Annotated in this window: 27 protein-coding genes; 15 read left to right on the forward strand and 12 right to left on the reverse strand. The window is 60.8% G+C overall.

Annotated elements, in window-relative coordinates; genetic code table 11:
* Nucleotides 1-20 precede the first annotated feature (20 nt).
* The gene (locus H8F22_RS01420) at nt 21-290 is read left to right on the forward strand and encodes a hypothetical protein (protein WP_027925271.1); all 270 of its coding nucleotides are present in this window, start codon (nt 21-23) and stop codon (nt 288-290) included.
* Here H8F22_RS01420 and H8F22_RS01425 read toward each other — a convergent pair.
* From H8F22_RS01425 to H8F22_RS01435, 3 genes are all read right to left on the reverse strand, one after another.
* Entirely contained in the window at nt 287-925 is a 639-nt protein-coding gene (locus H8F22_RS01425) for a Vgb family protein (RefSeq protein ID WP_194939670.1), read from the reverse strand. The two genes, H8F22_RS01420 and H8F22_RS01425, sit on opposite strands and share 4 nt — an antisense overlap.
* Nucleotides 926-961: 36 nt before the next feature.
* Complete coding sequence (locus tag H8F22_RS01430; protein ID WP_194939671.1) at nt 962-2,173, reverse strand: helix-turn-helix domain-containing protein; 1,212 nt, start codon at nt 2,171-2,173, stop codon at nt 962-964.
* Nucleotides 2,174-2,260: 87 nt separating this feature from the next.
* Nucleotides 2,261-3,091 carry an AraC family transcriptional regulator gene (locus tag H8F22_RS01435; protein WP_059181072.1) on the reverse strand — a complete coding sequence of 277 codons (831 nt, stop codon included), beginning with the start codon at nt 3,089-3,091 and terminating at the stop codon, nt 2,261-2,263.
* A gap of 135 nt (nt 3,092-3,226) precedes the next feature.
* On the opposite strand from H8F22_RS01435, the gene H8F22_RS01440 reads away from it, so the two are divergent.
* From H8F22_RS01440 to H8F22_RS01450, 3 genes are all read left to right on the forward strand, one after another.
* A complete protein-coding gene (locus H8F22_RS01440; RefSeq protein WP_059181073.1) occupies nt 3,227-3,745 on the forward strand; it encodes a carboxymuconolactone decarboxylase family protein in 519 nt (172 codons plus the stop codon).
* Nucleotides 3,746-3,775: 30 nt separating this feature from the next.
* Complete coding sequence (gene grxC, locus H8F22_RS01445; RefSeq protein WP_059181074.1) at nt 3,776-4,027, forward strand: glutaredoxin 3; 252 nt, start codon at nt 3,776-3,778, stop codon at nt 4,025-4,027.
* A gap of 114 nt (nt 4,028-4,141) precedes the next feature.
* Nucleotides 4,142-4,573, forward strand: coding sequence for a nuclear transport factor 2 family protein (locus H8F22_RS01450; protein ID WP_027925265.1), 432 nt, complete (start codon nt 4,142-4,144; stop codon nt 4,571-4,573).
* A gap of 62 nt (nt 4,574-4,635) precedes the next feature.
* Here the strand turns inward: H8F22_RS01450 and H8F22_RS01455 are convergent, their stop codons facing one another.
* Nucleotides 4,636-5,838, reverse strand: a complete 1,203-nt coding sequence (locus H8F22_RS01455; protein ID WP_194939672.1) for an NAD(P)/FAD-dependent oxidoreductase — start codon at nt 5,836-5,838, stop codon at nt 4,636-4,638.
* Between the two features lie 247 nt (nt 5,839-6,085).
* Here H8F22_RS01455 and H8F22_RS01460 point away from each other — a divergent pair, with 247 nt between their 5' ends.
* Together H8F22_RS01460 and H8F22_RS01465 are read left to right on the forward strand one after the other, a co-directional pair.
* Nucleotides 6,086-6,655, forward strand: coding sequence for an RrF2 family transcriptional regulator (locus H8F22_RS01460; protein WP_027925263.1), 570 nt, complete (start codon nt 6,086-6,088; stop codon nt 6,653-6,655).
* 49 nt (nt 6,656-6,704) lie between these two features.
* Entirely contained in the window at nt 6,705-7,106 is a 402-nt protein-coding gene (locus tag H8F22_RS01465; protein ID WP_027925262.1) for a hypothetical protein, read from the forward strand.
* 44 nt (nt 7,107-7,150) lie between these two features.
* On the opposite strand, the gene H8F22_RS01470 is transcribed toward H8F22_RS01465, so the two are convergent.
* Both H8F22_RS01470 and H8F22_RS01475 read right to left on the reverse strand, forming a co-directional pair.
* A complete protein-coding gene (locus H8F22_RS01470; RefSeq protein ID WP_194939673.1) occupies nt 7,151-7,939 on the reverse strand; it encodes an RNA-binding protein in 789 nt (262 codons plus the stop codon).
* Nucleotides 7,940-7,955: 16 nt separating this feature from the next.
* Nucleotides 7,956-8,774 (reverse strand): DUF2092 domain-containing protein, encoded by an 819-nt coding sequence (locus H8F22_RS01475; RefSeq protein WP_027925260.1) that lies wholly within the window; start codon nt 8,772-8,774, stop codon nt 7,956-7,958.
* A gap of 276 nt (nt 8,775-9,050) precedes the next feature.
* Between H8F22_RS01475 and H8F22_RS01480 the strand changes: the two genes are divergently transcribed.
* The 5 genes from H8F22_RS01480 (at nt 9,051) to H8F22_RS01500 (ending at nt 14,133) form a co-directional block, all read left to right on the forward strand.
* On the forward strand, nt 9,051-9,728 hold the full coding sequence (locus H8F22_RS01480; RefSeq protein ID WP_194939674.1) for a DUF3313 domain-containing protein: 678 nt from the start codon (nt 9,051-9,053) through the stop codon (nt 9,726-9,728).
* Nucleotides 9,729-9,767: 39 nt separating this feature from the next.
* Nucleotides 9,768-10,226, forward strand: a complete 459-nt coding sequence (locus H8F22_RS01485; protein ID WP_027925258.1) for a glycine zipper 2TM domain-containing protein — start codon at nt 9,768-9,770, stop codon at nt 10,224-10,226.
* 225 nt (nt 10,227-10,451) lie between these two features.
* Complete coding sequence (locus H8F22_RS01490; protein ID WP_027925257.1) at nt 10,452-12,065, forward strand: arylsulfatase; 1,614 nt, start codon at nt 10,452-10,454, stop codon at nt 12,063-12,065.
* A gap of 68 nt (nt 12,066-12,133) precedes the next feature.
* Nucleotides 12,134-13,402 (forward strand): OmpP1/FadL family transporter, encoded by a 1,269-nt coding sequence (locus H8F22_RS01495; RefSeq protein WP_027925256.1) that lies wholly within the window; start codon nt 12,134-12,136, stop codon nt 13,400-13,402.
* A gap of 50 nt (nt 13,403-13,452) precedes the next feature.
* Nucleotides 13,453-14,133: a DUF3313 domain-containing protein gene (locus tag H8F22_RS01500; protein ID WP_027925255.1), complete on the forward strand. Its 681-nt coding sequence runs from the start codon at nt 13,453-13,455 to the stop codon at nt 14,131-14,133.
* Nucleotides 14,134-14,202: 69 nt separating this feature from the next.
* Here the strand turns inward: H8F22_RS01500 and ligD are convergent, their stop codons facing one another.
* From ligD to H8F22_RS01515, 3 genes are read right to left on the reverse strand one after another with little or no spacing between them, the layout of a single operon-like run.
* Nucleotides 14,203-16,782: a DNA ligase D gene (gene ligD / locus H8F22_RS01505; RefSeq protein ID WP_194939675.1), complete on the reverse strand. Its 2,580-nt coding sequence runs from the start codon at nt 16,780-16,782 to the stop codon at nt 14,203-14,205.
* Entirely contained in the window at nt 16,779-17,774 is a 996-nt protein-coding gene (locus H8F22_RS01510; RefSeq protein WP_194939676.1) for a methyltransferase, read from the reverse strand. The genes ligD and H8F22_RS01510 overlap by 4 nt, the downstream gene beginning before the upstream one ends.
* A 10-nt stretch (nt 17,775-17,784) precedes the next feature.
* Nucleotides 17,785-19,161, reverse strand: a complete 1,377-nt coding sequence (locus H8F22_RS01515; protein ID WP_194939677.1) for an iron-containing redox enzyme family protein — start codon at nt 19,159-19,161, stop codon at nt 17,785-17,787.
* Between the two features lie 192 nt (nt 19,162-19,353).
* Here H8F22_RS01515 and H8F22_RS01520 point away from each other — a divergent pair, with 192 nt between their 5' ends.
* Entirely contained in the window at nt 19,354-19,788 is a 435-nt protein-coding gene (locus H8F22_RS01520) for a cupin domain-containing protein (protein ID WP_194939678.1), read from the forward strand.
* A gap of 134 nt (nt 19,789-19,922) precedes the next feature.
* Here H8F22_RS01520 and H8F22_RS01525 read toward each other — a convergent pair whose 3' ends face one another.
* Entirely contained in the window at nt 19,923-20,648 is a 726-nt protein-coding gene (locus H8F22_RS01525; protein ID WP_194939679.1) for a tellurite resistance TerB family protein, read from the reverse strand.
* A gap of 261 nt (nt 20,649-20,909) precedes the next feature.
* On the opposite strand from H8F22_RS01525, the gene pcsA reads away from it, so the two are divergent.
* A complete protein-coding gene (pcsA, locus tag H8F22_RS01530) occupies nt 20,910-21,632 on the forward strand; it encodes a phosphatidylcholine synthase (protein ID WP_027925249.1) in 723 nt (240 codons plus the stop codon).
* Between the two features lie 6 nt (nt 21,633-21,638).
* Nucleotides 21,639-22,025 (forward strand): DUF488 domain-containing protein, encoded by a 387-nt coding sequence (locus tag H8F22_RS01535; protein ID WP_027925248.1) that lies wholly within the window; start codon nt 21,639-21,641, stop codon nt 22,023-22,025.
* A gap of 128 nt (nt 22,026-22,153) precedes the next feature.
* Here H8F22_RS01535 and H8F22_RS01540 read toward each other — a convergent pair whose 3' ends face one another.
* Together H8F22_RS01540 and H8F22_RS01545 are read right to left on the reverse strand one after the other, a co-directional pair.
* On the reverse strand, nt 22,154-22,966 hold the full coding sequence (locus H8F22_RS01540) for a class I SAM-dependent methyltransferase (protein ID WP_027925247.1): 813 nt from the start codon (nt 22,964-22,966) through the stop codon (nt 22,154-22,156).
* Nucleotides 22,967-23,002: 36 nt separating this feature from the next.
* On the reverse strand, nt 23,003-23,272 hold the full coding sequence (locus H8F22_RS01545; protein ID WP_027925246.1) for a DUF4242 domain-containing protein: 270 nt from the start codon (nt 23,270-23,272) through the stop codon (nt 23,003-23,005).
* A 181-nt stretch (nt 23,273-23,453) separates the two neighbouring features.
* Here H8F22_RS01545 and H8F22_RS01550 point away from each other — a divergent pair, with 181 nt between their 5' ends.
* On the forward strand, nt 23,454-24,446 hold the full coding sequence (locus H8F22_RS01550; RefSeq protein WP_027925245.1) for an AraC family transcriptional regulator: 993 nt from the start codon (nt 23,454-23,456) through the stop codon (nt 24,444-24,446).

Here is a 24,446-nt window from a genome sequence, read left to right on the forward strand (position 1 = left end):
CAGACCGAGGAGCAACCATCATGATCCACTCCGTGAGCCTTTCCGTGAGCTTCCCGGTGTTCGGCACCAACTACTACGCGCACGAATACCTGTCGCGCCAGGCACCGTCACTGGTGTTCGACAAAAACTTCGAAGCGCTGCTGATGCCGGCAGCCTCCAACCACTTCAACAACGAAGTGGTCGGTCTCAATGATCAGTTCCGCTTTCTCAATGACGTGCTGGTTGAGCACTTGCTGGAGATCGAACTGGCCCAACGTGCGCCCCGCTCGTCGCGTCAGTTTACGTTCTAGGAAGCCACGGGCCGGCGCACGGCCCGCACCTTGCCGCTGTTACCCCCGCCACAGAAAAACTGCTCGCCACCATCCGACTCAAGACCTGACACCCCGACCCCAGGCGGCATTTCGACCGCCTCCAGGACCTTGCCGGTGGTCGGGTCAATCCGCCGCAACTCACTCTGATCTTCCTCCCACGTGCCGTGCCACAGATCGCCATCCACCCAGGTCACGCCGGTGACAAAACGGTTGGACTCAATGGTGCGCAGAATGGCCCCGGTGTCGGGGTTGATCTGATGAATCTTGCGCGCCCGGTACTGACCGACCCACAAGGTGCCTTCCGCCCAGGTCAGCCCCGAATCGGTGCCGCCGCCGGGTGCCGGAATCGTGGCCAGCACGCGACCGCTCTTGGGATCGATCTTGTTGATGTGTTCCCCGGCAATCTGGAACAAATGCTCGCCGTCGAAAGCGGTTCCTGCGTCTGCGGTGATATCCAGCGAACGCAGCGGCTTGCCACTGTCCGGGTCGAGGGCGTTGAGCTTTTCGCCGGAAGCAAACCAGACGTGCTGGCCGTCAAACGAGACGCCGTGCACGCTGTCGACACCGGGAAACGGGCCGTATTCACGGATGATTTCAGCAGTTGAACGTTTCATGGTTGCATCCTCTTCACTGGGTGTGTGGAGTGGAGCCTAATCACCCGGCAACAAAGCCGTGAGTAACAAAGTCGTCGCGAATCCCGGCATCGGTGGTGTCATCCAGCGACGGGCGCGGCCACGACCAAACGCCTGCACTTTGCCGGCGACCGCCAGCGAATCGAGCGCTCGTTGCACGCTGCGCTGACCGGTGCCCAGCGCCATCGCCAGCGCCGAACTCGACCACGACTCGCCGTCTGCCAGAAACGCCAACAGCGCCGCGTGCTGTTCTTCGACCGGCCGCGCCAGCACCACGACGTCCGCCGACATCAGTGCAAAGCCGCGTTTCGTCGCCGTGATCCCGGCCAGCGGTCGAAGCGCCGCACGCAACCGTCCGACTTCGACGCGCAACCGCGCACGGTGGGATTCGTCACTGAGTTTCAAACGAAAAGCATAGGCAATGAGTGTTTCGCGAGTGACATCGGCTGGCCAGGCTTCGGCCAATGCCCGTACGAGGGTGAACAACACCGGGCGCCTGGCCAGCGACACCGACATGCCGGCGCCGCGCACCGTGTATCGACAGGCGTCGACCACCAGTGACGTTGAGGTCAGCAGCGTTTCAACCTCATCCAGCAGCACCGGTCGCGCCTCGCCCCGGCTGATTAGCCGGGCGGCGGGCGCGTTGAGGACATTAACGACGCTCTCCATTTCTGCGCTCAGCGCCGGAATCCCCGCCTCGCCGGCGAAGCGCCCGGCCCTTTCCAGCGCGGACCGCGCCTTTTTGATCTCCAGCCGGCGCAGAGCGATGCCGACCACCACCCATTCATGGGCGGCGCGCAAGGCTGGTGGCAAGGGCGCAGGGTCTAGCCGGGCGAGCCGCTCCTCGACCTGTTCGAGATGACCGATCAGCAATAAACGCCGGATCTCCAGATACCGCGCATGGGCCGCATTCACCCAATCGCCATGGGCCTCCAGCGTTGCCCGCGCGGCGTCGAGGGCTTTTTCCGGCCAGCTCAAATCGCGAGACGCCAGGGCGATTTCAGCCTCCGCCACCACACAGCGGGCTCGGGCCATCGGCTCTTTGGGACCAAATGCACGCGCCGCCCGTTTGACCAATGCCTTGGCGCGCTCCAGATCGCCGAGCTGCGCCATGGCGATACCGCGCAGTGCCAGCGCTGGCGCATCTTCGCGCAGGGCCACCCGGTTCAACGCCCCGAGGGGATCACCCGCGGCCAATGCACGGGCGGCGGCGGTGATCAGCGAGTCCATGTGAATCGCGCCACGGTGGTCACTCCCTTCGTTGGATGTCCGCTGGTTAGTCTATCTCAGGATCCTCAGACCACCCGGCAGACCCGATCATCGCGGGCGTTTGCCGGCCTGCACCCACTCCCGCGGGCTGACCCCGGTTTTTCGGCGAAACGCCCGGGCCAGTGCCGAGGGGCTTTCGTAGCCGACTTCATCGGCGATCAGCGCAATCGACTTGCCTTCGCGCAAGCGTTTCTGCGCCAGGCTGATGCGCCAGCTCACGAGATAGTCGACCGGTGTCTGCCCTACCACCTGACGAAAATGCTCGGCAAAACTGGCGCGGGACATGTTCGCCGCCGCCGACAGTTCGGCCACGGTCCAGGACTTTTCCGGCGCGTCGTGCATCAGGCTCATGGCCCGTGCCAGTCGCAGATCGGCGAGGCCGGCCATCATGCCGGGGCTCTGTTCGCGGTCGCTGAGGATATGCCGCAGCAGCTGGATCACCAGCAATTCGAACAGTCGATCCATCATCGCTTCACGGCCACAAATGCCGCCGAAGGCTTCGCTGAACAGCCAATCCAGCGTGCCGGCCATCGTCGGAATGCTGTCGAGCTTGAGCAGCAGAAAGTCCGGCAGCGCGGCGGCCAGGGCATTGCCGGCGCCACCGTCGAAATCCAGCGACGCGCACACCAGTTGGGCGCCCGAGTCTTCGCTGGCGAATAAACGGTGACGGTAAGGTCGCGGGAAAAAAATCAGCGTCGGCTCGGTGAGCACCTGGTCGGGCTCATCGGCCAATTTCAGCATCACTTCGCCGGCCTGCAACAGGTGCAGGTGGCCGGTTGACTGGTCGCCATCAAACGCCACGGAGCCGCAAAAATGCCCGCTGTAGAAGCTCCCGGCACTGACGCCGAAGTGGGTGAGTAACGTGGACAAGCGATCCATGGAACGGCTCCCGGGTGAATATCTGGACGATCTGTCGCATATCCTCGACGATTTGCACCCTAAAAGCCAGCGTCGCCCCATAGCATAGACCCCGTACCCAGCGCACACCGCGCTTGAATCGACGGAGCAATACCCATGAGCCGCATCACCGCCCTGAGCCTCGAAAACGCGACTGACACCACCCGCCCACTGCTGGAAGGCGTACAGAAAAAAATCGGCTTTTTGCCGAACGTCTTCAAAACCCTGGCGCACGCCCCTGTGGTACTTGCGGCCTACCTGCAACAAAGCGCGACGCTGGGCAAAACGTCCCTGAGCGCGACGGAAAAAGAAGCCATCTTTTTGGCCACCTCGCAAGTCAACGGCTGCGATTACTGCCTGGCGGCGCACACGCTGTTTGCCGGTAAAGCCGGGCTGTCCGCACAAGACATCGTCAGCGCCCGACACGGCCAGTTGAATGCCTACGCCACCCTCGCCCAACAAATTACCGAAAGCCGTGGCCATCTGAGCCTCGAACAGCTCGACGCCGCACGGGCGGCCGGCATCACCGACGCCAAGATCGTTGAGGTGGTGGGCCACATCGCAGCACAAACCTTGACCAACTACCTCAACAACCTCGCCCTCACCGAGATCGACTTTCCCGCCATCGATGCATAAGCGCGGCCACTAAATTCAGGAGTATCGACGATGAACAGCGTGACGATCTATACCACCGACACCTGCCCCTATTGCCGCAACGCCAAGGCGCTGTTGGCCAGTAAAGGCATCGCGGCCGAGGAAATAAACGTCCAGTCCAGCCCCGGCAAATTCGAGGAGATGCTCAGCCGCAGCGGTCGACGCAGCGTGCCGCAGATTTTCATCGGCGACACCCATGTCGGCGGCTTCGATGACCTGGCCAAGCTGGATCGCCAGGGCGGTTTGCTGTCGATGCTGGCCTGAAACCCGCTGCCCGTGCACGACCTGGAAGACGGGTCGTGCCGGGTATTCTCTAAATTCTTTATAGGTTGTACGATGACCGACGAGTCACCTTCCCACAACAATAAGGAAACACCTATGAAGAACGTCAAACTGCTGGCCGGTTTTCTCTGCCTCTTCAGTGGCTACGTCGCCGCCGCCCCTGCACCGGGCGAGAAAGAGGTCGCCAGCGCCGTCGACCATCTGACCCAAGCCATGCTGCACAAGAACATTCCCGAACTTAAAACCCTGACCGCCGAGAACCTGACCTACGGGCATTCCAGCGGCAAGGTTCAGGACAAGAGCGAATTCATCGCCGATATCGAAACCGGCAAAAGCGCGTTCAAAACCCTGGAAATGCAAAACCAGACCATCAACGTCTCCGGCGATGTGGCGCTGGTGCGCAATCATTTCTCGGCCCAGGCCCTCAAGGGCACTGAAGTGATCCCGACCGAAATCGAGAACTTCCAGATCTGGCAGAAGAAGGGTGGGAAATGGCTGCTGGTCGGCCGCCAGGCTTTCCACATCTAGCTTTCCATATATAAAAAATCCCGCCCAAGGTCACTTGAGCGGGATTTTTCATTTGGGCGCTATTAAGCCACCGGAATCATCGGGTCCGCTGCGGCCAATGCGGCGGCACGATCAGCTGCCGGGGGGTAGATCCACACGGTGTTGATCTGCGTCTTCAGGTTTTTGCCTTCCTGCTTGACCAGTTTGATTTGACGGTCCCAACCCTCGGTATAGACCGCGCCCCAGGCGCCCAGGTCCAGGCACGTCACGTACTTGGGCTGGCTGTACGGCGTCGGGTCCACGCCCAGCATCTGCGCCGCCACGTTGTTACCGGCGTGACGCCCCAGCGAGATGGCGTGCTGGCAGGTCATCATCGCGAAGTTGCCGATGTCGTCGCAGGCCGCGTAAGCCACATCACCTGTGGCAAAGATGTCGTCCTGGCCGATGACTTTCAGATGGCTGTCCACGTGCAAACGGCCTTGGCCATCACGCTCGGCAGGGATTTGCTCGGTCAGCGAGCTGGCGCGCACACCGGTGGTCCAGATCACGGTCTGGGTCTCGATGCGCTGGCCGTCGGCCAGGGTCACACCGTTCGCGTCGACCGCCGCCACCGACGACTTCACGCGCCATTTCACTCCCAGTTCAGCGCTCGCCTCGGCAATCGACTGGCTGATTTCAGCTCCCATTGAAGCCCCGACCTTCTCGCCACGGTCGATGATGATCACTTCAATGTCGGCGCCCTCACCGAGAATTGCCCGCAGACGCGCCGGCATTTCAGTCGCCGTTTCAATCCCGGTGAAACCGCCGCCAGCGACGACCACGGTGTTGCGGGCTTTGCTTTCTGGCTGGTTGGCCAGGGATTTGAGGTGGTTTTCCAGACGCACGGCGTGTTCGATCTGGTCCACATCAAAGGCATGCTCGGACACACCCGGGGTGTTCGCCTGGGCCAGACGGCTGCCGGTCGCCAGAACGAGTTTGTCGTAGCTGAGGCTCTGGGTGGTGCCTGAAGCATCGGTGTAACCGACACTTTTCTGCTCCACGTCGATGGTCTCTGCGGCCCCCTTGATGAACTTCACACCGACCGCATCGAACAGTTCATCGAGCGGTGCAGCCAGTTGATGAGCATTCGGTTCGTAAAAGCGCGGACGCACGCGCAGCTCGGCCTGAGGCGCCAGTACCGAGACCTCTACCCCGTTGTGATCATGCAGGTCGAACAGGCGTGTAGCGCTCAACGCCGTCCACATGCCGCCGAAACCTGCGCCGATGACCAGAATGTGCTGTTTCATGGTTTTAACTCCGAGGATGACCAAAGACTGAACTCGTTGCCGAGCGGACAACGGCGACTATAGTTATCCTAGTTACAGTGTGCAACGTTCTTTTTTCCATGGTTGCCATCATTCACTTCGATACCTCGACAATCCCGCCAACAGCTTTTATCTATAAGCAACACGGGGCAGATAGCGACAAACATGGATTGTTGCCCGCCTCACCATCGGCTGATAACATTGGCGACTCATTCAGTCGGAGATCCAGATGTCTCTTTACAGTGCGGGCGTTGAATACGGCATTCATTGCCTGATTTTTCTGGTAGGCGATTACGGCGACAGCCGTGAGGCAAGCGTGCGCGACCTCGCCGAACTGCAAGGCGTGCCGCTGGATTACCTGGCCAAGATCTTCACTCGCCTGGCCAAGGCCAAACTGGTGGTGGCCACCGAAGGCGTGCGCGGCGGGTTCAAACTGGCGCGGCCGGCGGACGAAATCAGCGTGCTGGATATCGTCAACGCCATCGATGGCAAGAAACTGATCTTCGATTGCCGCGAGATTCGCGGGCGTTGCGCCTTGTTCGACGGCGCCCCGCCAGCGTGGGCCCTCGACGGTCCTTGCTCGGTACATGCCGTGATGATGACCGCGCAAAAACGCATGGAAGAAGCGCTCGCCCAGCAGACCATTCTCGACCTCGCCAGAAGAGTCGGGCGCAAGGCCCCGGCCGAATTCGGTGAGCAGTTGAACACCTGGATGAGTGATCGACGGGAAAAGAAAACCGCCAGCAGTGTGGCGGTTGAGGATGCGCAGATCATCCCGACGACTGATCTCTCGGACTGACGATTCAGCTATGGGCAAAGCGGATTGGCGCGCTCTATGATTAGGGCCCATGACGACCCCTGTTTCGATCCGCTCCCCCTGCCCGCCCGGCGCCTGCACCTGCGGGCGTGACCCGCTGCTGGAAACACCGGGTGCGGACGTGCGCATCCTGTTTCTGACCCGCCCGGAAGAAAAGCGCCTGCTCGACCGCCTGGAAAACCTCCAGAGCCTGGCCGACCTCGAACGCCTGCAACAGCGGATGTTCGAGCAACTGGGCATCCGCGTCGAGATTGCCCCAGGTTTCAACGAAGTGCGGACCATGCGCGGCATCGGCATCACCCTCGGCGAGCAACCGGGGCTGTGCCGCAAGACCCGCCAGTCAATCCCCGCTGCCATTCGCCGTGGCCTTGAGAAGCGCCCGGAAATCGCCTACGACATCCTCAACGCCAACGACTTGTTGCGGGACGCCTGACTGTCGCGGCGCAATTCAGGAATCCAATGACCGAGCAACGCCGATCACGGGGGTGTCACCACGGTGTAATACACCCCGTTGGCGCCATAGGCGGGTTGCAACCAGGCATTGCCGCATTGGTAATACGTGTTCTGGGAAAAAGTCTGCAAATGACATCCGGGAGGCAGGCTGGCATAGGTCTGGCCCAAGGGCATCGTCGGCGGTCCTGAAGCAACCATCCCGGCGTTATAGCCAGCGCTAAAATCGTCGGCGTCGGAATTCTCGTCGACCACCGTCCCCGCCGCCTCACCCACCGCCACGCCCGTCGCAACGGCGGCTGCCGGATTGACTCCGCCGCCGCAGTAATAACAGCCGCTGCTGGCAATCACAGCGGCGGGCGGATGGTAGTAGGCCGTCCCGTAAGGAACGGACTGGTAAGCCCCCCCACCATAAGCGGGTCCCCGGTAGGCTGTCGTGCCATAACCATCCGCGTGGTAGCCAGCAGCGGAGGCGCCATTTTCACCTTGTGCATGCCAGGCCCCCTCCCCGCCGGACGCTGTTCCACCTTCGGCACCCGTGCCTGACCAGGCCCCCTCGCCACCGGACGCCGAACCGCCGCGATAGCCCGAACCGCTCCAACTGCCGTCACCGCCGGACACCGAGCCGCCGCGATCGGTTTCGCCACTCCAACTGCCATCGCCGCCCGAAGCCGAGCCGAATTCGCCGGAACGACTCCATGAACCCCCTCCGCCGTATCCCCCTCCAAAGCGACCGGCGTGCGACCAGGCTGCCGCCTCGTTACACACCAGCGCGGCGACTAGCAGCCCCGCGAACTTCAAGGTAGATCTGTTCATGATTCACCCTCCTCGTTCAGGGTTTTGTGACCGGCTCTTTAACGCCTTGTGGGGCACGAAGGCTGGGTGGCGGGGCAAACTTGATACGGTGCGCCGATTCGATCTGGTCGGGCTTGAAGAACGTCGCAGGCATCGCCGAACTGAGCTTCCAGTCACTGAAATCGACCTGATGCCGGGATCGGCTCGGGTCATCGAGAAACTCTGCCCGCAACCGGCGCGGGAGCTTGTCCTCGGTACCGATCCAGGCTTGGACGAACACCGTGTCGCTGGTGTAGGCAATCACATCGGTGGTGGTATCGCCGACCACCGTGGACTGGCCGACGTAAAACGCCACACGCATGTCCCTGGACAAGTCTTTATACGGATCAGCGACGATCACGTCGGTAAACGGAAAATAGATGGCGGCGCGCTTATACGCAGCCTCCAGCGTTGCATCGATGGTCGGCGGCGCATCGACTTGTGCAAGCAGGTTGTCTTTTCGCTCATAGGCATAGGCTTGCTTGCCGTCGTAATAAAACTCGGTGGCCGGACCGTCGCCCGAAGTCAAGACACGCAGGCGATCCGGGCGCTGTTCATTGACCAGCGCCACCGTGCTGTAGGCCAGGGCCGGCCCCAGCCGGCTGGGCTTTTCGTAGGTGGTCACGGCTTTGAAACTCAGGCCCTGAGTGCTGGTCAGCCGGGCGCTCATGGCCTTGAGAACATCCAGCGCTTTGGGCTCCAACTGCGCCGTCGGCGCATCGACGGCGGGTGTCTGGCCGGCATACAACGGGGTCGTGAACGCCGCGATGACAACGCTGATCGAGAGCCAGCGAACAGGCTGTTGGCGGGTGGGCATCGGATGTTCTCCGCAGAGAGAGGTCAGGCGTTGAACGCCTGGTGACGGAGGTGACGTCGCCTATCAGCAAAGCCCAGTTTTATGGCATCCGCCATTCCATCGAAAAAATAGCGGGCCGAAACGAACGTAAACAATCAGCGAAGAAAGCAAATGCTGGATATTTGGCAATTGCTACCTACGCTCTCCGCAGAGGTTTCTGGATTTCGAGAGCCGGTGGGCGCTGGCCGGCTGTGTCACGACCGAACATTGGGCCTCATCGATGGAGCACGCACCCCCATGAATCTGTCCCACAACCTGCTCCTTTGCACTGCATTGGCCGGGCTCCTGCTCGGCGGTTGCACCTCGAAAGTCACCGAGACGACGCAGTACTCCGGCTACCTGTCGAACTACAACAACCTGCAGGAAGTGGAGACGCCCAGCGGTGGAACGGCGATGCGCTGGGTGAGCCCGTCGTGGAACCCGAATGCGTACGACACCATCGCGTTCAGGACGCTGGAGTTTTATCCCGCGCCGAAACCCAATGAGCAGGTCAATCAGCAAACACTGACCGACTTGCAGAACTACATGTCCAGCAAGGCCAAAAGCGTGTTGGGCCAGAAGTACCGCAGAGCGTCCAGCGCGGCCGCCGCACCGACCGGGTCGCATCCGCTGATCCTGCGTGCGGCAATCACGGGCGTCAGCACTTCGAACGAAGGCATGAAGTGGTACGAGGTGATGCCGATCGCGGCCGTTATCGGCGCGACACAGGCCGCCACCGGCCACCGGGATCAAGACACCAACCTGTTCATCGAAGCCGAGTTCATTGACGCCAGAACCAATCAGACCATGGTCAAAGTGGTGCGCAAGGTATTCGGTAGCCAACTGGAAAACGAGAGCCAGAAAATCACCGCCAAGGACTTTAAAGACGCGATCGACAAACTGAATGCCGATCTGCGGGCGTTCATTAGCAGTTGAGTCCTGTTCCAAACCACTCCTGATAACGAGGATCGAAGCATGAAAACTGTCCTATCCTGGATGACTGTCACGTTAGCGATGGTGTTGATCAGTGCCTGTGCCGCTGTGGGATCAAGCGGTGGTGGTGCCGGTGAGATGGAGATTCGCTCAGGAAAGATCGAGCAGATAACCCTCACACAGATGCAGACCAATCACGACAGCGGTGTTGGCGCTGTGCTCGGTGGCCTGGGCGGGCTGGGCATCGGCAGCCTGATCGGGCGTGGCACCGGTCGCGATGTCGCCATGGTTGCCGGCGCGCTCGCCGGTGCGGTTGGCGGTAACTACGCCGAGAAGAAAAAGTACGATCAACCGGTAGAGGCGCAGCAGATCATCGTGCGCGTCAAAAGTGGCGTGCTGGTATCGGTGACCCAGCCGATCAATCCCGCCCTGGGTAAAGGCATGAACGTTTACATCGAAGGCTCAGGCAATGATGCCCGGGTGGTGCCGCAAGGCAGTTAACCTTCCCGGCTGAACTCGAACAGGCTGGTGCCCAAGGTGCAATGTGATGACGCACATCAACTCATTGCCGAATAAATCGCATTGGTGTGCCGGCCTGGCCTGTTTTCGCATGTCCGTTTCTGGATATTTCACGATCCTTACCTACGCTGTTCGCGGGGGATCCAATATTTCAGTGAGGCCGGGGGGCTTCTCTCCGAGTGCTAACGTCCTGCACAGGAACTCGACATGAACCGGAAAAAATTATCCTCCGTACTCGCCGTGCCTCTACTGTTGTCTGCGATGTCTATTGCCGGCATGTCTCACGCCGCCGATAAGCCTCCCAACATTCTGGTGATCATGGGCGACGACATCGGCTGGTCCAACATCGGCGTCTACAACCAAGGGATGATGGCCGGCCGTACACCCAATCTCGACCAGCTCGCCAATGAGGGCATGCGCTTTACCGATTATTACGCCGAGGCCAGTTGCACGGCCGGGCGCGCCAACTTCATCACCGGTGAACTGCCGATCCGTACCGGCATGACCACCGTCGGCCAGGCCGGTTCGCCCATCGGTATTCCCGCCGAAGCCGTGACCATTGCTACCACCCTGAAAGCCATGGGTTATGCCACCGGCCAGTTCGGCAAGAACCACCTGGGCGACTTGAACGAATTCCTGCCGACCGTCCACGGCTTCGACGAGTTCTTCGGTTACCTCTATCACCTCGACGCCATGGAAGACCCGGCGCACCCCAACTATCCGCAGGAGCTGCTGGACAAGGTCGGACCACGCAACATGGTCCACAGTTGGGCCACCACCACCGATGACCCCACCGTGATGCCGCGCTGGGGCAAGGTCGGCAAACAGAAAATCGAAGACGCCGGCACGTTGTATCCGGAGCGGATGAAAACCGTCGACGAAGAAATTCGTGACAAGACCTTCAGCTTCATCGACAAGGCCAAGCAGGACAACAAACCGTTTTTCGTCTGGTTGAACCCGACCCGCATGCACATCGTTACCCACCTTTCCGACAAGTACGAAGGCATGCGCAATGCAGAAAACGGCTGGTCGGAACAGGAAGCCGGCATGGCTCAGCTCGATGACGTCGTCGGCGATGTCATGGCCAAGCTGAAAAAAGACGGGCTGGATGACAACACCATCGTGGTCTTCACCACGGACAATGGTGCGGAAAACTTCACCTGGCCGGACGGTGGCACCACCCCGTTTGCGATGGGTAAGGGCACGGTGATGGAAGGCGGTTTCCGGGTACCGGCCATTATCCGCTGGCCGGGCAAAGTGCCGGCCAACCAGGTCGCCAACGGCATCATCTCGGGCATGGACTGGTTCCCGACCCTGGTCGCGGCGGCGGGCAACCCGAACATCACCGCAGAACTGCTCAAGGGCAAACAACTGGGCGATACCACCTACAAGGTGCACCTCGACGGTTACGACCAGACGCCGATGATTACCGGCAAAGGTCCGTCCAACCGGCATGAAATCTTCTACTTTGGAGAGAGCACCCTCGGTGCAGTGCGCATTGATGACTACAAATATCGTTTCATTGACCAGCCGAGTGCATGGCTGGGAGCAAAAGTGGCGGTGGACGTGCCCTACCTGACCAACCTGCGACTCGACCCGTTTGAGCGCATGGGTTGGGCGAACAATGGGGCTGCGCAAGGTTCGACGCAATACTTTGACTGGTTCAAGTTCCAGTTCTGGCGTTTTGTGTTTGTCCAGCAACAGGTGGCCAAACTGGCTGAGACCGCCATCGAGTTCCCGCCGATGCAAAAAGGCGCGAGCTTCAACCTCGACTCGGTCAAAGCCAAGATCGAAGCGGCCCGGGCAGCCATGGGCAAGTAAGCAGCCGAATCCAAGGGTGGCTGGCGTCAGCTACCCTTGTTCGAAGGGAATAATGCCGGGGGAAATCCATGACAACAAGAACAGTTGCTTTACCCACTTTCACCCTCCTTGCGCTGTGCTGCCAGCAAGCCTGGGCCGGGGGCATCATGCTCTACGAAATCGGCACGGATAACACCGGCCTGGCCAACGCCGGCGCCGCCGCCCGCGCTCAAGGCCCCTCGACCATCGCCAGTAACCCGGCCGGCATGAGTTACTTGCCGGGCACGCAGATCACGGGCGGTTTGCAAGTGCTTTACGGTGACCTGTCCTTCGATCGAGATTCCGGCACCAATACCCCCGGCAGCGGCAGTGGCAATGCCCTCGACCCGATTCCTGGCGGCAGCTTCTTTATCACCCATGAACTCGACGATCACTGGAGCGTCGGTTTCGGCCAGTACGGCGATTTCGGTCTGGCGGTCAATTACGACAACGACTGGTCCGGCCGCTACTTCGCGCAAAACTCCAGCCTGCTGGGTTTGTCCCTGGTGCCCAGCGTGGCGTATCGCTTCAACGAGCAATGGTCGGTCGGTGTGGGCGTCAAGGCCATGTACGGCATGTTGCAGGCGGACACCGCCATCGACCGCTCCCCCTTGGGTCTCACCGACCGCGCGGACGGCCAGTACAAATACAAGGACGGCACCTGGGGCTACGGCGCTAACGTGGGGGTGATCTATGCCCCACAGGCCGGCACGCGCATTGGCCTGACCTACACCAGCAAGGTAGACCTGGATTTCGAAGACCGACTGGATGTGAAAGGCGATGGTCGTTTGCTGGATCGCATCAACAACACCAATACCAAACTCGACATAACGGTGCCGCAAACTGTCACCTTGAGCCTGTATCAACAACTGGATCGGCAATGGGCCTTGCTGGCCTCGGCCAACTGGCAGGACTGGTCGGAGTTCGGTGACATCGGCGTACAGGTCGACACCACGGCAGCGGGGGCGCAATCAAAAACGGTCGATGCCGGCTTCAAGGACACCTGGCACCTCTCCCTTGGCGCGCAATACCAGGCCACCGAACAATGGTTGTGGAACGTCGGCGTGGCGTACGACAGCAGTGCCGTTTCCGACAGCAATCGCAGCGTCATCGTGCCAATGAACGAAAGCTGGCGCATTGCGACAGGAGCCACCTATGCTCTTAACAAAGACACCGACGTCAATGTCAGTTGGGCCATGGTCTGGCTGGGTGACATGCCCGTCGAGCAGACCAAAACCGTTTCGGGCAATCGAATTTCCGGTCAATTCGACAACGCCTGGATACAAGCGCTGACCGGGAACATGACTTGGCGTTTTTGATGTGTAGTTAATGAAAAAAAAATGACTCAAACCATGGAGTAAACACCACTATGAATCTGTCCCGAAACCTGTTCATCGGTGCTGCACTGACCGGCGTGTTGCTAAGCGGTTGTACTTCAAAAGTCACAGAGAAGGAGCAGTACTCCGGCTACCTGTCCAGTTACAACAACCTGAAAGAAGTCGAAACACCAAGCGGTGGCACGGCGATGCGCTGGGTGAGCCCGTCGTGGAATCCGAATGCGTATGACACCGTGGCGTTCAACAAGCTGGAACTCTATCCGGCGCCGAAACCCAATGAACGGGTGAATCAGCAGACGCTGACCGACATCCAGAACTACATGACCAGCAAGGCCAAAGCCACGCTGGGCACTAAATACCGGATTGTGAGCAACTCGACGTCGGCACCGGCCGGTTCCAGGACCTTGATCCTGCGCGCAGCCATCACCGGGGTCAGCGCCTCGAACGAAGGCATGAAGTGGTATGAAGTCGTTCCAATCGCTGCCGTCGTCGGCGCGACACAGGCGGCGACCGGTCACCGTGACCAGGACACCGAGCTGTACATCGAGGCTGAGTTTGTCGACGCCAATACCAATCAGACCGTAGGCCGGGTTGTGCGCAAGGTCTTTGGCACCACACTGGAAAACGAAAGCCAGAAAGTCACTGCCAAGGATTTCAAAGTGGCCATCGACAAGCTGAACTCCGACTTGTGGGCGTTCATCAATAAAAAATAACCGTTTATCAAGCAACAAAGAGAAACGACCAGCGCCCCATTAAAGGGGCGCTGGCATTTCAAACGCCGATTATTTTTTCATCCCCACCCGCCGTCGCATCTCGGCCGTAATCGTCTGCCGGGTTTTCCTGAGGTCCGCCCATGGCTCATCGCCCACTTCGGCCAGGCGCTCATGCACGTTGTGCACGTTCCACTGATTGCCGCCCTTGAGTTCAGCCACCTCCTCGCGAAAGATCGGCACCGACACCGGCAACCCTTCTCGGGTGCGCGCTGCGTAAGCGCAAATGGTGGTGGCGCCCAGACCGTTGCGCAGGTAATCGATGAAAATCCGCCCTACCCGGTTCTTCGGTCCCGACACCGCGGAAAACCGTTCCGGCAAGAGCTTGGCCATGTGACTGACTATCGCATGGCTGAAGTCCTTCACCTCGTCCCAACCGAGCTTGCGGGTCAGCGGCACCACCAGGTGGATACCCTTGCCGCCACTGGTTTTGAGAAACGCTTTCAATCCCAGTTCATCGAGTATCGACAACGTTAGCTGTGTCGCCTCGACCATGCTTTTCCACGGCAGCGCCGGGTCCGGGTCGAGGTCGAGCACGAAGCGGTCGGGCCGGTCGAGGTTGTCCGAGGTGGCATTCCAGGTGTGCAGTTCCACGGTGCTCATCTGCACGGCGCCGATCAGCGCTTCGACGTTGTTGATGATCATCACCGGTTGGCCGGTGAGTTCCTTGTCCAGCGTGGTGATGCCCGGAATGGCCAGGCGCTCGGCGTTTTTCTGGAAAAACAGTTCACCACCGATACCGTCCGGCGCACGCACCAGTGCCACGGGACGGTCCTTGAGTTCGGGCAAAATCCATTCGGCGACACTGGCGTAATATTCAGCCAATTGCACCTTGGTGGTGCCGCTGGAGGCGTCAATTACCCGGTCAGGATGAGTGATGCGCACCTTGCCCGCGCCCAGGCCGATCTGCGACGGCGCGGGTGAATCGGTTTTCTTTTTCGCTGCCGGGGCGGGTTTTTTCTCTGGGATCTTCACCACGTTCGGGCGCTCCTCAGTGATGCTCTCAGCGGGTTTGTCATCGCGCAGGCCATGGAACACTGCATGACGCACCGAGCCTTCCTTGGTCATCTCGGCGAAGGCCACTTCCGCCAACAGAGTGGGTTTGAGCCAGTGCACACCCTTGGCCTCGAAACCGGTCGGTGGATTGACCACCGACGGTTTCTTCGCCAGCAACGGTTTCAGCTGCGCGTAGATGCGTTTGAGGGTCGTCTCGTTGAACCCGGTGCCGACCTTGCCAGCGTAACGCAACTTGCCGCTGTCACGGTCATGCAAGCCGAGCAGCAATGCACCGAATGCGTTGCGCGAACCTTTCGGGTCGGTGTAGCCGACCACCACGAATTCCTGGCGGTGTTTGCACTTTAGCTTGATCCAGTCGCTGCTGCGCCGGGACACGTAAGGCGAACCCAGTCGTTTGCCGATCAGCCCTTCCATCTGCATCTGGCAGGCGCTGTTAAGCAAGGCTTCCGGCGCTTCGCCAAACGAATCCGAGAAGCGCAGCAACGGGTCGTGATTGGCGTTGAGCACAGTCGCCAGCGCCACCCGGCGTTCTTCGACCGGCACCTCGCGCAGGTCCACGCCGTTGAGGTAAGGCAGGTCGAACAGGTAGTACAGGATGTTGGCGCTGGCACCGGCGTCGAAGGCATTTTGCAGCGCCTGAAAGTCCGGCACGCCCTGCTCGTTGGCCACCACCATTTCACCGTCGAGCCAGGCCGATTCGAGGCCCAGCGCCGCTAACGCTTCGGCTTGTTTGGGCAATTTGTGGGTCCAGTCGTGACCGTTGCGGGTGAACAGTTTGACCTCGTCGTGATTGATGCGGGCCATGATCCGGTAGCCGTCAAACTTGATTTCATAACTCCACTCGCCGTCCGGGGCCTTCTCCACTAGCGTGGCCAGTTCGGGTTTGAGCTGGTCGGGCAGTTGGGCTTTGCGGGCGCCGGTGAGCGGCGCCGATTTTACTTTGGGTACAGCCTTGCGCGCGGGTTGCTTGACGGCTTTGGGTTTAGCCGCTGACCTGGATTTTTTGGCGACGATGGTCCGGTCACTCAGCACGCTGTCGGGCTCGGCCGCGACCACGTCGTAATCACTCTCGGGTTTGGCCGCGCTGTCCTGGTGTTTGATCAAAAACCACTGCTCCTGCTTGCCCGGCATGTGCGTGCGCACCAGGTTCCAGAGCCCGCCGAGCTTCTCGCCTTGCAGCTCGAACTTGAGCTTGCCCTTGGCGTAGGCCTTGGCCGGATCCTCCTGCGGGATCCACACGCCACGGTCCCAGACGATCACATCACCAGCCCCGTAATGGCCTTCCGGGATGCTGCCCTCGAAGGTCGCGTAGTCCAGCGGATGGTCTTCGACGTGGACCGCCAGGCGCTTGACCTTGGGGTCGAGCGACGGGCCTTTGGGCACCGCCCAGCTTTTCAGGGCGCCATCGAGTTCCAGGCGAAAGTCGTAATGCAGGTGTGAGGCGTCATGCTTCTGAATGCAGAATTGCAGCGCGTGATCTTTCGCGGCTTTTTTACCCCGGCGTTGGTTCGCGGCGGGCTCAGAGGTCGCCGAAAAATCGCGCATGCGGTTGTAGTCGTCGAGGTTCTTGTTCATGGCGCACCTGCTGCTGACTCAACAATCCCTCCGATACCGGGGCCGGCTCGCGTAACGGTCAGCGCCACCACCGCAATCCGCTCCACCCGTTGATAGCCCGGGGTCAGCAACTCTTCACCGAACACGTCGGGATCGAGCTCGCGGTAGGTCCAGCCGAACATCGGCGACTCAAGGCGCGGGGTCAGCGCTTGCAGGAAAGGATCGTGGCCATCGATCATCGCCACCCCGGTGTACAACACCAGCGAACCACCGGGCGCCAATCGATTCAAGGCTTGCTCGACAATGCGCAGCGACAGTTGCGCACCGAACGCCCCGCCGCCATGTCGGTAGGCGCGCTCGGCCGGGTCGGCCATGTAGGGTGGGTTGGCGACGATCAAGTCGAACTGACCGTCGACGTCTTGCAGCACATCGCTGGTCTCGACGCTGACATTGGCTACTTCGGCGAGCGCGGCATTGATCGTGGTCAGGCGCAGCGCCGCCGGGTTGATGTCCACGGCCAGCACTTCGGCTTCCCGGCGCGCGCGGGCAATCACAATCGCGCCGACCCCGGCACCACAGCCGATGTCCACGGCGCGCCGGATCGGGGCGAAATTCTGTTGCAGATGGGCATGGATCAGTTGCGCAAACCGGTAAGTGTCTGGTCCGAAGAACACTGCGTCCGCCGCGTCGGTGGGAAAGGCGGAGTGCACAAACAGCAGGTCATCCAGGCTCGACCAGCGCACCCGGCTTTTCAGGTGACCGTTGCCTTCCTCGAGCACGCCAGCCCGTTGCAATTGAAGCTGCTCATCCGCCGACAACAAACCGGGCTCGAACGGCCGCGACCAACCGAACACATCGCGCAGGGTCTGGGCCTGTCGCCCGAAGGCACGATCAAGCACGCGCTGATGCGTCAGCGGTGTCGGTGTGATGAATCGATAGCCGTCAGCCTGCAAGCGGCGTCCCAGTTGCAGTAACGCCAGGTCGGCAGCGCTCAGGTGTTCTTCCTGATTCATGTAAGGCTCCTTAGCGAAGGCTGGACTTGAGCTCGATAAAACGACGCGTGGCCAGCAGACCGGCGGGATGCGCGTGGCGCTGCGCCGACAGCCACGGGATCAGCACTTGCATCTGTTCGGCAGCGGGTCGTCCTCCCAGCGCGGACTGCAGGCTCTGGACATCCGGATCGCTGGCCGGCAATTGCGGTTCGATGTCGTCGTGTTGGCTGCGGCGATAGGCCGGTGGTGGGCACTCGGGTGTCCAGTCGCCGGCAATCCAGTCGTGCAGCAGCTGTTTTTCATAAGGGCTGAACACCCCGAACATGGCCGCGCCGTCACCCTCGATCAACTGCCAGAAACGGCTGGCTTGTGGGTCCTGGTGACGCTTGATCCAGCCCTTGTTTTCCAGGGCGGTGAGGAAACCGGGCAACTGCTCGGGCGCCGATAACCACTGGTTGACGGTCTTGCCTTCAAATCGGCAGTAGTCGGAATGCATGTGCTGGCCGAACGGGCGTTTGCGCTCCAGCATGTTCAGCACTTCGCGGTAGAGGTCGAACGATTCGATGATCGCCCGACTGCCCTGCCCGAGATCATTCAGCCGATAGCCCAGCGCGACCCGCCGCAAAAACTCGTCACGATCACCTTCCAGCGGCATCAGTTGCGATACTGCCTGCACGGCTTTGTGCGCGTGGCCGGTGCTGGCGTTGTCGATGGTCACGTGGAGCGTGAAGTAATACGGATCGATGCCGAGCTCGGCGAGTTCATAGGCGCTGATCAGCAGGTGCAGCGGCAGTTGTTCATAGCCCAGGTTATAGCCGATCACCTCGGGCAGGCATTCGTCGGCGCACTCACCCAACGCCAGCTGAATCGCGCCTTGCAGGTAATACTCGTCGGCAATGACGCCGCTGTTCTGCAAACCCAGATCGGCCAATAGCCTGTGATAAATCACCACATGGTTCTGCGCCGGGTTGCCGTCGCCCAACTCTTCCAGATAGGTGCAAATCAGTCCGTCGAAACGCGGATCGCGCCAGTGTTGCAGCAACCCGGACAGCCAGGCGCCGTCGACCAGTTTGGTGGGGGCAACCGCTTGCAGGAAAAACAGGGCGTGAGCCTTGTTGCTGAAGTACTGTCGCCCGCCTCCGGCTTTGCGGGCTTTCAGGTACTCGGCGTATTGGCGGGCCACTTCGGCAAAGTGTTGTTCGACGAAGCCTTGCAGGGCCGACAGGTCTTGCGGCATGTCCTGCGCAAGGTGCTCTGCATGCTGGAGTTGTGCGTGCAGAAATGTGCGCGCAAGAGGCTGGGCATTATCGCTCAGCAGCAACTGCTCGTAGGTTTGCTTCAGGCTGCCAACGGCAGTCATTGCCTGCGCATGGGCAGGCCGGGAGTGGAGTCGTGTCAGGGCAGTCATGGGCGCATCTCTCGGTCTATGGCCAGTGGCAGGACGTTCAGCAACACGTCTCTACATCAGCAGAGCGACGACGCCGGAAAAAAATTCAATCGGCGTTGAAATTGCCCGGACAGACGGGCTTGTGGCGCAGCTCCGACGGTCATGTCAGTGAATATACTCAGCAGGTGCGGGTTCATTCTTCGGAGAGCAATCATGCGAACGGTTCATGTCATCGAGTCGGCAACATCGCCGGCTGCGGTGAATGTCGTCGGCGAGAAAATCACGATTCTGGCCGGCGGTGATCTGAGCAAACCCTTTGAAATGCACATTCAGGAAGGTGTGCAAGGGGGCGGCCCGCCACCGCACTTTCATCCGTGGGACGAGGCGTTTTATGTGGTCGACGGGCAGGTTGAAGTGACGGTGGCGGGTGTGTCCAATACGGTTTCGGCCGGGGGGTATGTGCACATTCCCGGGGGGGCGATCCATGCTTACAAGAACATCAGCGCGACGGCGAAGATGATTGGTGTGGTGTCGGATCCGCGAGGTGGGCAGTTTTTTGCGGCGGTGGATCGGCTCAAAGTGCCTCAAGACCTGCCCCGGATACTGGAGATTGCCGAGTCGTATGGCGTGAGGTTTTTGGTCGGTTGACCGCGTTATCGTTCTTCGCGAGCAGGCTCACGCCTACATTTGACCGCGTTCTATCTGAAGTACGCGGTCAAATGTAGGCGTGAGCCTGCTCGCGAAAGCAATCTCATGAACAGCACAGCTTTTGTGCTCCCGTGTCAGGCACCACCACCCCTGGCCTGCTGCTCCAGATGCACCTGCAATTGCGGATCTATCTTCAGCGCCCCGGCCAGCTCATCCAGATAATTACGCTCAGCCTCGCCCTGGTCATTCACCAGCATCACACTCGCCAGGTACATCTCCGCCGCAATCGCCGGATCAGTCGCCGACACCGCCACTTCGTTGGCATCCAGCGGCCGGGCGACCTCCTCATCCAGCCATTGCTGAAGGTCCGGGTCATCGGTGTGTTTGCCGATTTCAGCGCTGATCATCCCCTTCTCGGCGTCATCAATCCGGCCATCGGCCTTCGCCGCTGCAATCAATGCGCGCAGCACCGCATGGCTGTGATCTTCGACTTCCGGGCCGGACAACAGATCCACCGTGCGCGGTGCCTGTTGCGGGGCCGAGGCCTGACTGCGCTGCCAGGCCTGATACGCCTGAAAAGCCATCATCCCCAGCGACGCCAGCGCTGCATAGTTAGTGCCGCCACCGGAGCGAGTCTGGGTCGAGCCGCCCATCGGTGAACCGCCGCCGAGCAAACCACCGAGCAAGCCGCCCAGGCCGCCACCGCCAGCACTTGAGCCGGTCCCGCCGCCCATCAGGCCACCCAGCAAGCCGCCGAGGCCGCCGAGCGGGTCTTGCGACGACGCGCCACCGCCGCCCTGCTGCGTCATCGAGCCCTGGCCGGCCCGCAGTAATTGTTCGAGCAAATCGCTGGTGTTCATGACGACGTCCTCATCAAACGAAAGTGACCCAGTCAGGCAACGATAGACCTCGCCTGCCAATGCGCCACCACCGTTGGGCTGACGTCAAACCTGCTCGCCCCAATGAATACGCCGGTTTTTTCCGGGGTATTGGCTAAGATTTACTGACGGTGAACCTTATGCCCGAATTTCCGGTCGATACCTGCACCCCGACCCGGTTTGCCGACACCTCCACCTGAAGGGGTGATAACAGGCTAGCTTCACTTTTTGGAGAACGCCCCCGTGATTTCGACTGTACACATTGCCAGGCTCAAAGCATGGGGCGCCCATGGTTTTACCGCGACCGGCGTAGTAACCGCCTTCCTCGCCACCCTGGCGCTGCTGGAAAACCAACCGACCAATTGCCTGCTGTGGCTGGGCGTTGCACTGATCGTCGACGGGCTGGATGGCGCACTGGCGCGCAAGGTCAATGTGCAGTCGGTGCTGCCCAGTTTCGATGGCTCAATCCTGGACCTGGTGATCGACTACCTCACCTATGTGTTTATTCCGGCGCTGTTCATCTACCGCTACATCCCGCTGCCGGACTACACGCTGCTGCTGACCGTGTCGCTGATTCTGGTGTCGTCGCTGTTCTGTTTCTGCAACGTCAACATGAAGAGCAAAGACAATTACTTCCAGGGCTTCCCGGCCGCGTGGAACGTGGTTGCGCTGTGCCTGTACATCATCGCCCCGTCTCCCTGGATCACCTTGCTTACGGTCATCGGCCTGGCCTTGCTGACCGTGACCCGGATGAAGTTCCTGCACCCGTTTCGCGTGCGCCGCTTTATGCCGATCAACATCGCCGTGACGGCGATCTGGCTGCTGTGCAGTCTGTCCCTGGTGATCAATCATCCGGTGATCAACCCAATGGTGATGGGGCTTTGGTTGCTGATGTCGGCTTACTTTCTGGGGATTTGCATCTGGCGCACGGCACTGGAATGGTTTGACGGCTCGCGTCACTCGTAACCCGCCATGGCCATTCATATCGTTCGCCTCGGCTCACCGCGCACGCCCGATGAAGGCCTGCGCCTGGGCACGGTCCGCCGCCCACCCCGTGGCGTACCGAAGGCCGAGTTTGCCAGCCGGGATTTTTATGACGTGTGGCAGCCGCTGCTGTCGCCCAGTGCGGAATTGGTGGCCGAGGCCAAAGCGGCCACCGACGACAAGGCCTGGGAAGCCTTCAGGCGCAAGTTCAAGGCTGAAATGAACCACCCCGCGCCGAGCCAGTTACTGGACCTGCTGGCCGCCCTCTCCCATCAAACCTCATTGGCCGTTGGTTGTTACTGCGAAGACGAAGCGCACTGCCACCGCTCGGTATTGCGCGAACTGCTGACGGCCCGAGGCGCCAGCCTCTCGTAAATCTCAAAAACACCACAATTTCCTGTAGGAGTGAGTCTGCTCGCGAAAGCGGTCTGTCAGCCACATCAATGTTGACTGTGCCGCCGCCATCGCAAGCAGGCTCACTCCTACTTTTCATCTCAGCCAAATCAGCGTTTTGTGATGACTACTTCAAGGTATTCACTGGGCACCACCAGCGACTTCTCTCCCGCCCGGTTCATCCGGTTCAGCAGCTCGGTCAGGTCTTGCTCGAAGGCCTTGGCCCCCTCGGGCGGTAGCGCCGCGAAGGCTTTGTGGACCGGCCCGTACCAGTTGCGGAAGGTGTCGATGAAGTGCGCCGCCGAGCGATAGCGGAAGTTGAAGGTGCGGCGCGTCACCTGGACCAGGAAGTTGCGTTCATCAAAGTGTGAATGCAGCCAGGCTTCCGTGCCCCAATTGGACGGCGGCTGTGCCCCCGCCGGTGGTGGCAGGTGCCGGCCCAGGGTCTTGAATACCTGCCCGACAAAGCCTTCCGGCGTCCAGTTGGCCAGGCCGATCCGCCCACCCGGGCGGCAGACTCGCGCCAGTTCTGTGGCCGCTTTGGGCTGGTCGGGCGTGAACATCACGCCGAAGGTCGACAGCACGGCATCGAAGCTGGCGTCCTCGAATGGCAACGCTTCGGCGTCGGCTACCTGGAAGGTCACTTCCAGGCGTTCTGCCCTGGCCCGGTCCTCTCCACGCTCCAGCAAGGCGGCCACATAGTCCGTCGAGGTGACGTGACAGCCTCGACGTGCCGCGGCGAGTGTCGCGTTGCCGTTGCCGGCGGCCACGTCCAGCACCCGCTCGTCACAGAGCAGGTCGCAGGCTTCGGCAAGCTGCTCGCCGACAATCTGCAAGGTGGTGCCGATAATGGCGTAGTCGCCGCTGGCCCAGGAGGCCATCTGGCGGTTTTTCAGGGCAGTGAGATCAATCGGTGTACTCATGAAGTCTGCTCCGTACGGATAGCAACCGACCGCGGCCTATTCCGCCGTGGTGGGATCGATAATGCTTGCCACTTGGGAAATACGACTGGCCGGGAAACCACTGCGGGTCGCGTGTTCTTTGATGAGCGCTTCGCTGGGGGAGATGTAGACGCAGTAGAGTTTGTCACCGGTGACGTAACTCTGAAGCCACTGCACCTCTGGCAATTCGCGCAACACGTCGCAGGACTTTAGCGCGGCGGCTTTCAAATCCCGTTCTGACAGTGTTCCAGCGCCGGGGATCTCGCGTTCTATGATGAACTTAGGCATGGCAACCTCTCATTCTTGTTATTGATGACAGGGTCGGTAGTGGCCCTGTGAGTCAACTATCACCCCGGCGCACGCTCGCGTCCTGCCCGATCGTCGGCCAACCTTGTCCGATCGTCCGGAGGTTGGCTGCCTTCCGGCGACAGGCTCACAATCAATGCGATCCATACACCGGAAAACCTCCATGGACGCTCTGTCCCAAACCTTGCGGGTCGTACGCCTGGTCGGCGCGATTTTCATCAATGCCCGGTTCACCGCGCCCTGGTGCTACCAGTCGCCCAGCGCCGACACGGCGGCGCCATTTCTGGAGCCCGGTGCCGAACGCGTGGTGATTTTCCACCTGATCACCGAGGGCGAGTGTTACGTCGAACTCGGGGATGATCCGCCACTGCTGCTGGCAGCGGGCGATGTGGTGGTGTTCCCGCAAGGTGATGCCCATCGCATGAGTTCCAAACCTGGCCTGCCGCCCGCCAAAGGTGCGCGGCTGGACGTGGTGCTGGCACGGCGTCCACGGCAATTGAGTTATGGCGGAGGTGGCGCAGTCACGCGGTTGGTGTGCGGTTATCTGGCGTGCGATACGCGGCTGGCCGGCATGTTGCTGACCGGGCTGCCGGCGGTGGTTCGGGTCAACGTGCGTGGCTCGCATGCCGGCATGTGGCTGGAGTCTTCCGTGCGTTATGCCCTGGCGGAAGCCCGCTCGCCGAGGCCCGGAGGCGAAGGCGTGCTGGCGAAACTGGCCGAGGTGTTGTTCATCGAAGTGCTGCGCCTGCACATGAACGAACAGGGCGAAGGACGGACCGGTTGGCTGGCCGGGGTCGGTGACCGGATTGTCGGTGCTGCGTTGAACGCACTGCACAACAAACCCTGCCACGCCTGGACGCTGGATGAGCTGGCGCGTACGGCCGGCGCCTCACGATCGGTGTTGGCTGAGCGCTTTCAGCAGTTGGTGGGGAGTTCGCCGATGCAGTACCTGACCCAATGGCGGATGCTGCTGGCGGCCAACCTGTTGCGCAGCAGTAACAGCTCATTGATGCGCATTGCCGAAGAGGTGGGTTACCAGACCGATACCGCGTTCAGCCGGGCCTTCCGTCGTGAGTTCGGCGCACCGCCGGCTGCGTGGCGGCGCAGTCAGGCGCAAAAACCAATGGCCCACGGCGCGGAGCCTGTGAGCCATTGA

Source organism: Pseudomonas mucoides (genome assembly GCF_015461845.1).
Lineage (GTDB): Bacteria > Pseudomonadota > Gammaproteobacteria > Pseudomonadales > Pseudomonadaceae > Aquipseudomonas > Aquipseudomonas mucoides.

Bases quoted from the DNA above. Each gene is read 5' to 3' on its own strand.
- H8F22_RS01525 (WP_194939679.1), bottom strand. From the start codon at position 20,648: ATGAACACCAGCGATTTGCTCGAACAATTACTGCGGGCCGGCCAGGGC.
- H8F22_RS01465 (WP_027925262.1), top strand. From the start codon at position 6,705: ATGACGACCCCTGTTTCGATCCGCTCCCCCTGCCCGCCCGGCGCCTGC.
- H8F22_RS01545 (WP_027925246.1), bottom strand. From the start codon at position 23,272: ATGCCTAAGTTCATCATAGAACGCGAGATCCCCGGCGCTGGAACACTG.
- H8F22_RS01450 (WP_027925265.1), top strand. From the start codon at position 4,142: ATGAAGAACGTCAAACTGCTGGCCGGTTTTCTCTGCCTCTTCAGTGGC.
- H8F22_RS01440 (WP_059181073.1), top strand. From the start codon at position 3,227: ATGAGCCGCATCACCGCCCTGAGCCTCGAAAACGCGACTGACACCACC.
- H8F22_RS01520 (WP_194939678.1), top strand. From the start codon at position 19,354: ATGCGAACGGTTCATGTCATCGAGTCGGCAACATCGCCGGCTGCGGTG.
- H8F22_RS01490 (WP_027925257.1), top strand. From the start codon at position 10,452: ATGAACCGGAAAAAATTATCCTCCGTACTCGCCGTGCCTCTACTGTTG.
- H8F22_RS01425 (WP_194939670.1), bottom strand. From the start codon at position 925: ATGAAACGTTCAACTGCTGAAATCATCCGTGAATACGGCCCGTTTCCC.
- H8F22_RS01500 (WP_027925255.1), top strand. From the start codon at position 13,453: ATGAATCTGTCCCGAAACCTGTTCATCGGTGCTGCACTGACCGGCGTG.
- H8F22_RS01475 (WP_027925260.1), bottom strand. From the start codon at position 8,774: ATGCCCACCCGCCAACAGCCTGTTCGCTGGCTCTCGATCAGCGTTGTC.
- ligD (WP_194939675.1), bottom strand. From the start codon at position 16,782: ATGAACAAGAACCTCGACGACTACAACCGCATGCGCGATTTTTCGGCG.
- H8F22_RS01510 (WP_194939676.1), bottom strand. From the start codon at position 17,774: ATGAATCAGGAAGAACACCTGAGCGCTGCCGACCTGGCGTTACTGCAA.
- H8F22_RS01460 (WP_027925263.1), top strand. From the start codon at position 6,086: ATGTCTCTTTACAGTGCGGGCGTTGAATACGGCATTCATTGCCTGATT.
- H8F22_RS01420 (WP_027925271.1), top strand. From the start codon at position 21: ATGATCCACTCCGTGAGCCTTTCCGTGAGCTTCCCGGTGTTCGGCACC.
- H8F22_RS01535 (WP_027925248.1), top strand. From the start codon at position 21,639: ATGGCCATTCATATCGTTCGCCTCGGCTCACCGCGCACGCCCGATGAA.
- H8F22_RS01470 (WP_194939673.1), bottom strand. From the start codon at position 7,939: ATGAACAGATCTACCTTGAAGTTCGCGGGGCTGCTAGTCGCCGCGCTG.
- H8F22_RS01495 (WP_027925256.1), top strand. From the start codon at position 12,134: ATGACAACAAGAACAGTTGCTTTACCCACTTTCACCCTCCTTGCGCTG.
- H8F22_RS01430 (WP_194939671.1), bottom strand. From the start codon at position 2,173: ATGGACTCGCTGATCACCGCCGCCGCCCGTGCATTGGCCGCGGGTGAT.
- H8F22_RS01550 (WP_027925245.1), top strand. From the start codon at position 23,454: ATGGACGCTCTGTCCCAAACCTTGCGGGTCGTACGCCTGGTCGGCGCG.
- H8F22_RS01435 (WP_059181072.1), bottom strand. From the start codon at position 3,091: ATGGATCGCTTGTCCACGTTACTCACCCACTTCGGCGTCAGTGCCGGG.
- H8F22_RS01515 (WP_194939677.1), bottom strand. From the start codon at position 19,161: ATGACTGCCCTGACACGACTCCACTCCCGGCCTGCCCATGCGCAGGCA.
- H8F22_RS01455 (WP_194939672.1), bottom strand. From the start codon at position 5,838: ATGAAACAGCACATTCTGGTCATCGGCGCAGGTTTCGGCGGCATGTGG.
- H8F22_RS01540 (WP_027925247.1), bottom strand. From the start codon at position 22,966: ATGAGTACACCGATTGATCTCACTGCCCTGAAAAACCGCCAGATGGCC.
- grxC (WP_059181074.1), top strand. From the start codon at position 3,776: ATGAACAGCGTGACGATCTATACCACCGACACCTGCCCCTATTGCCGC.
- H8F22_RS01480 (WP_194939674.1), top strand. From the start codon at position 9,051: ATGAATCTGTCCCACAACCTGCTCCTTTGCACTGCATTGGCCGGGCTC.
- H8F22_RS01485 (WP_027925258.1), top strand. From the start codon at position 9,768: ATGAAAACTGTCCTATCCTGGATGACTGTCACGTTAGCGATGGTGTTG.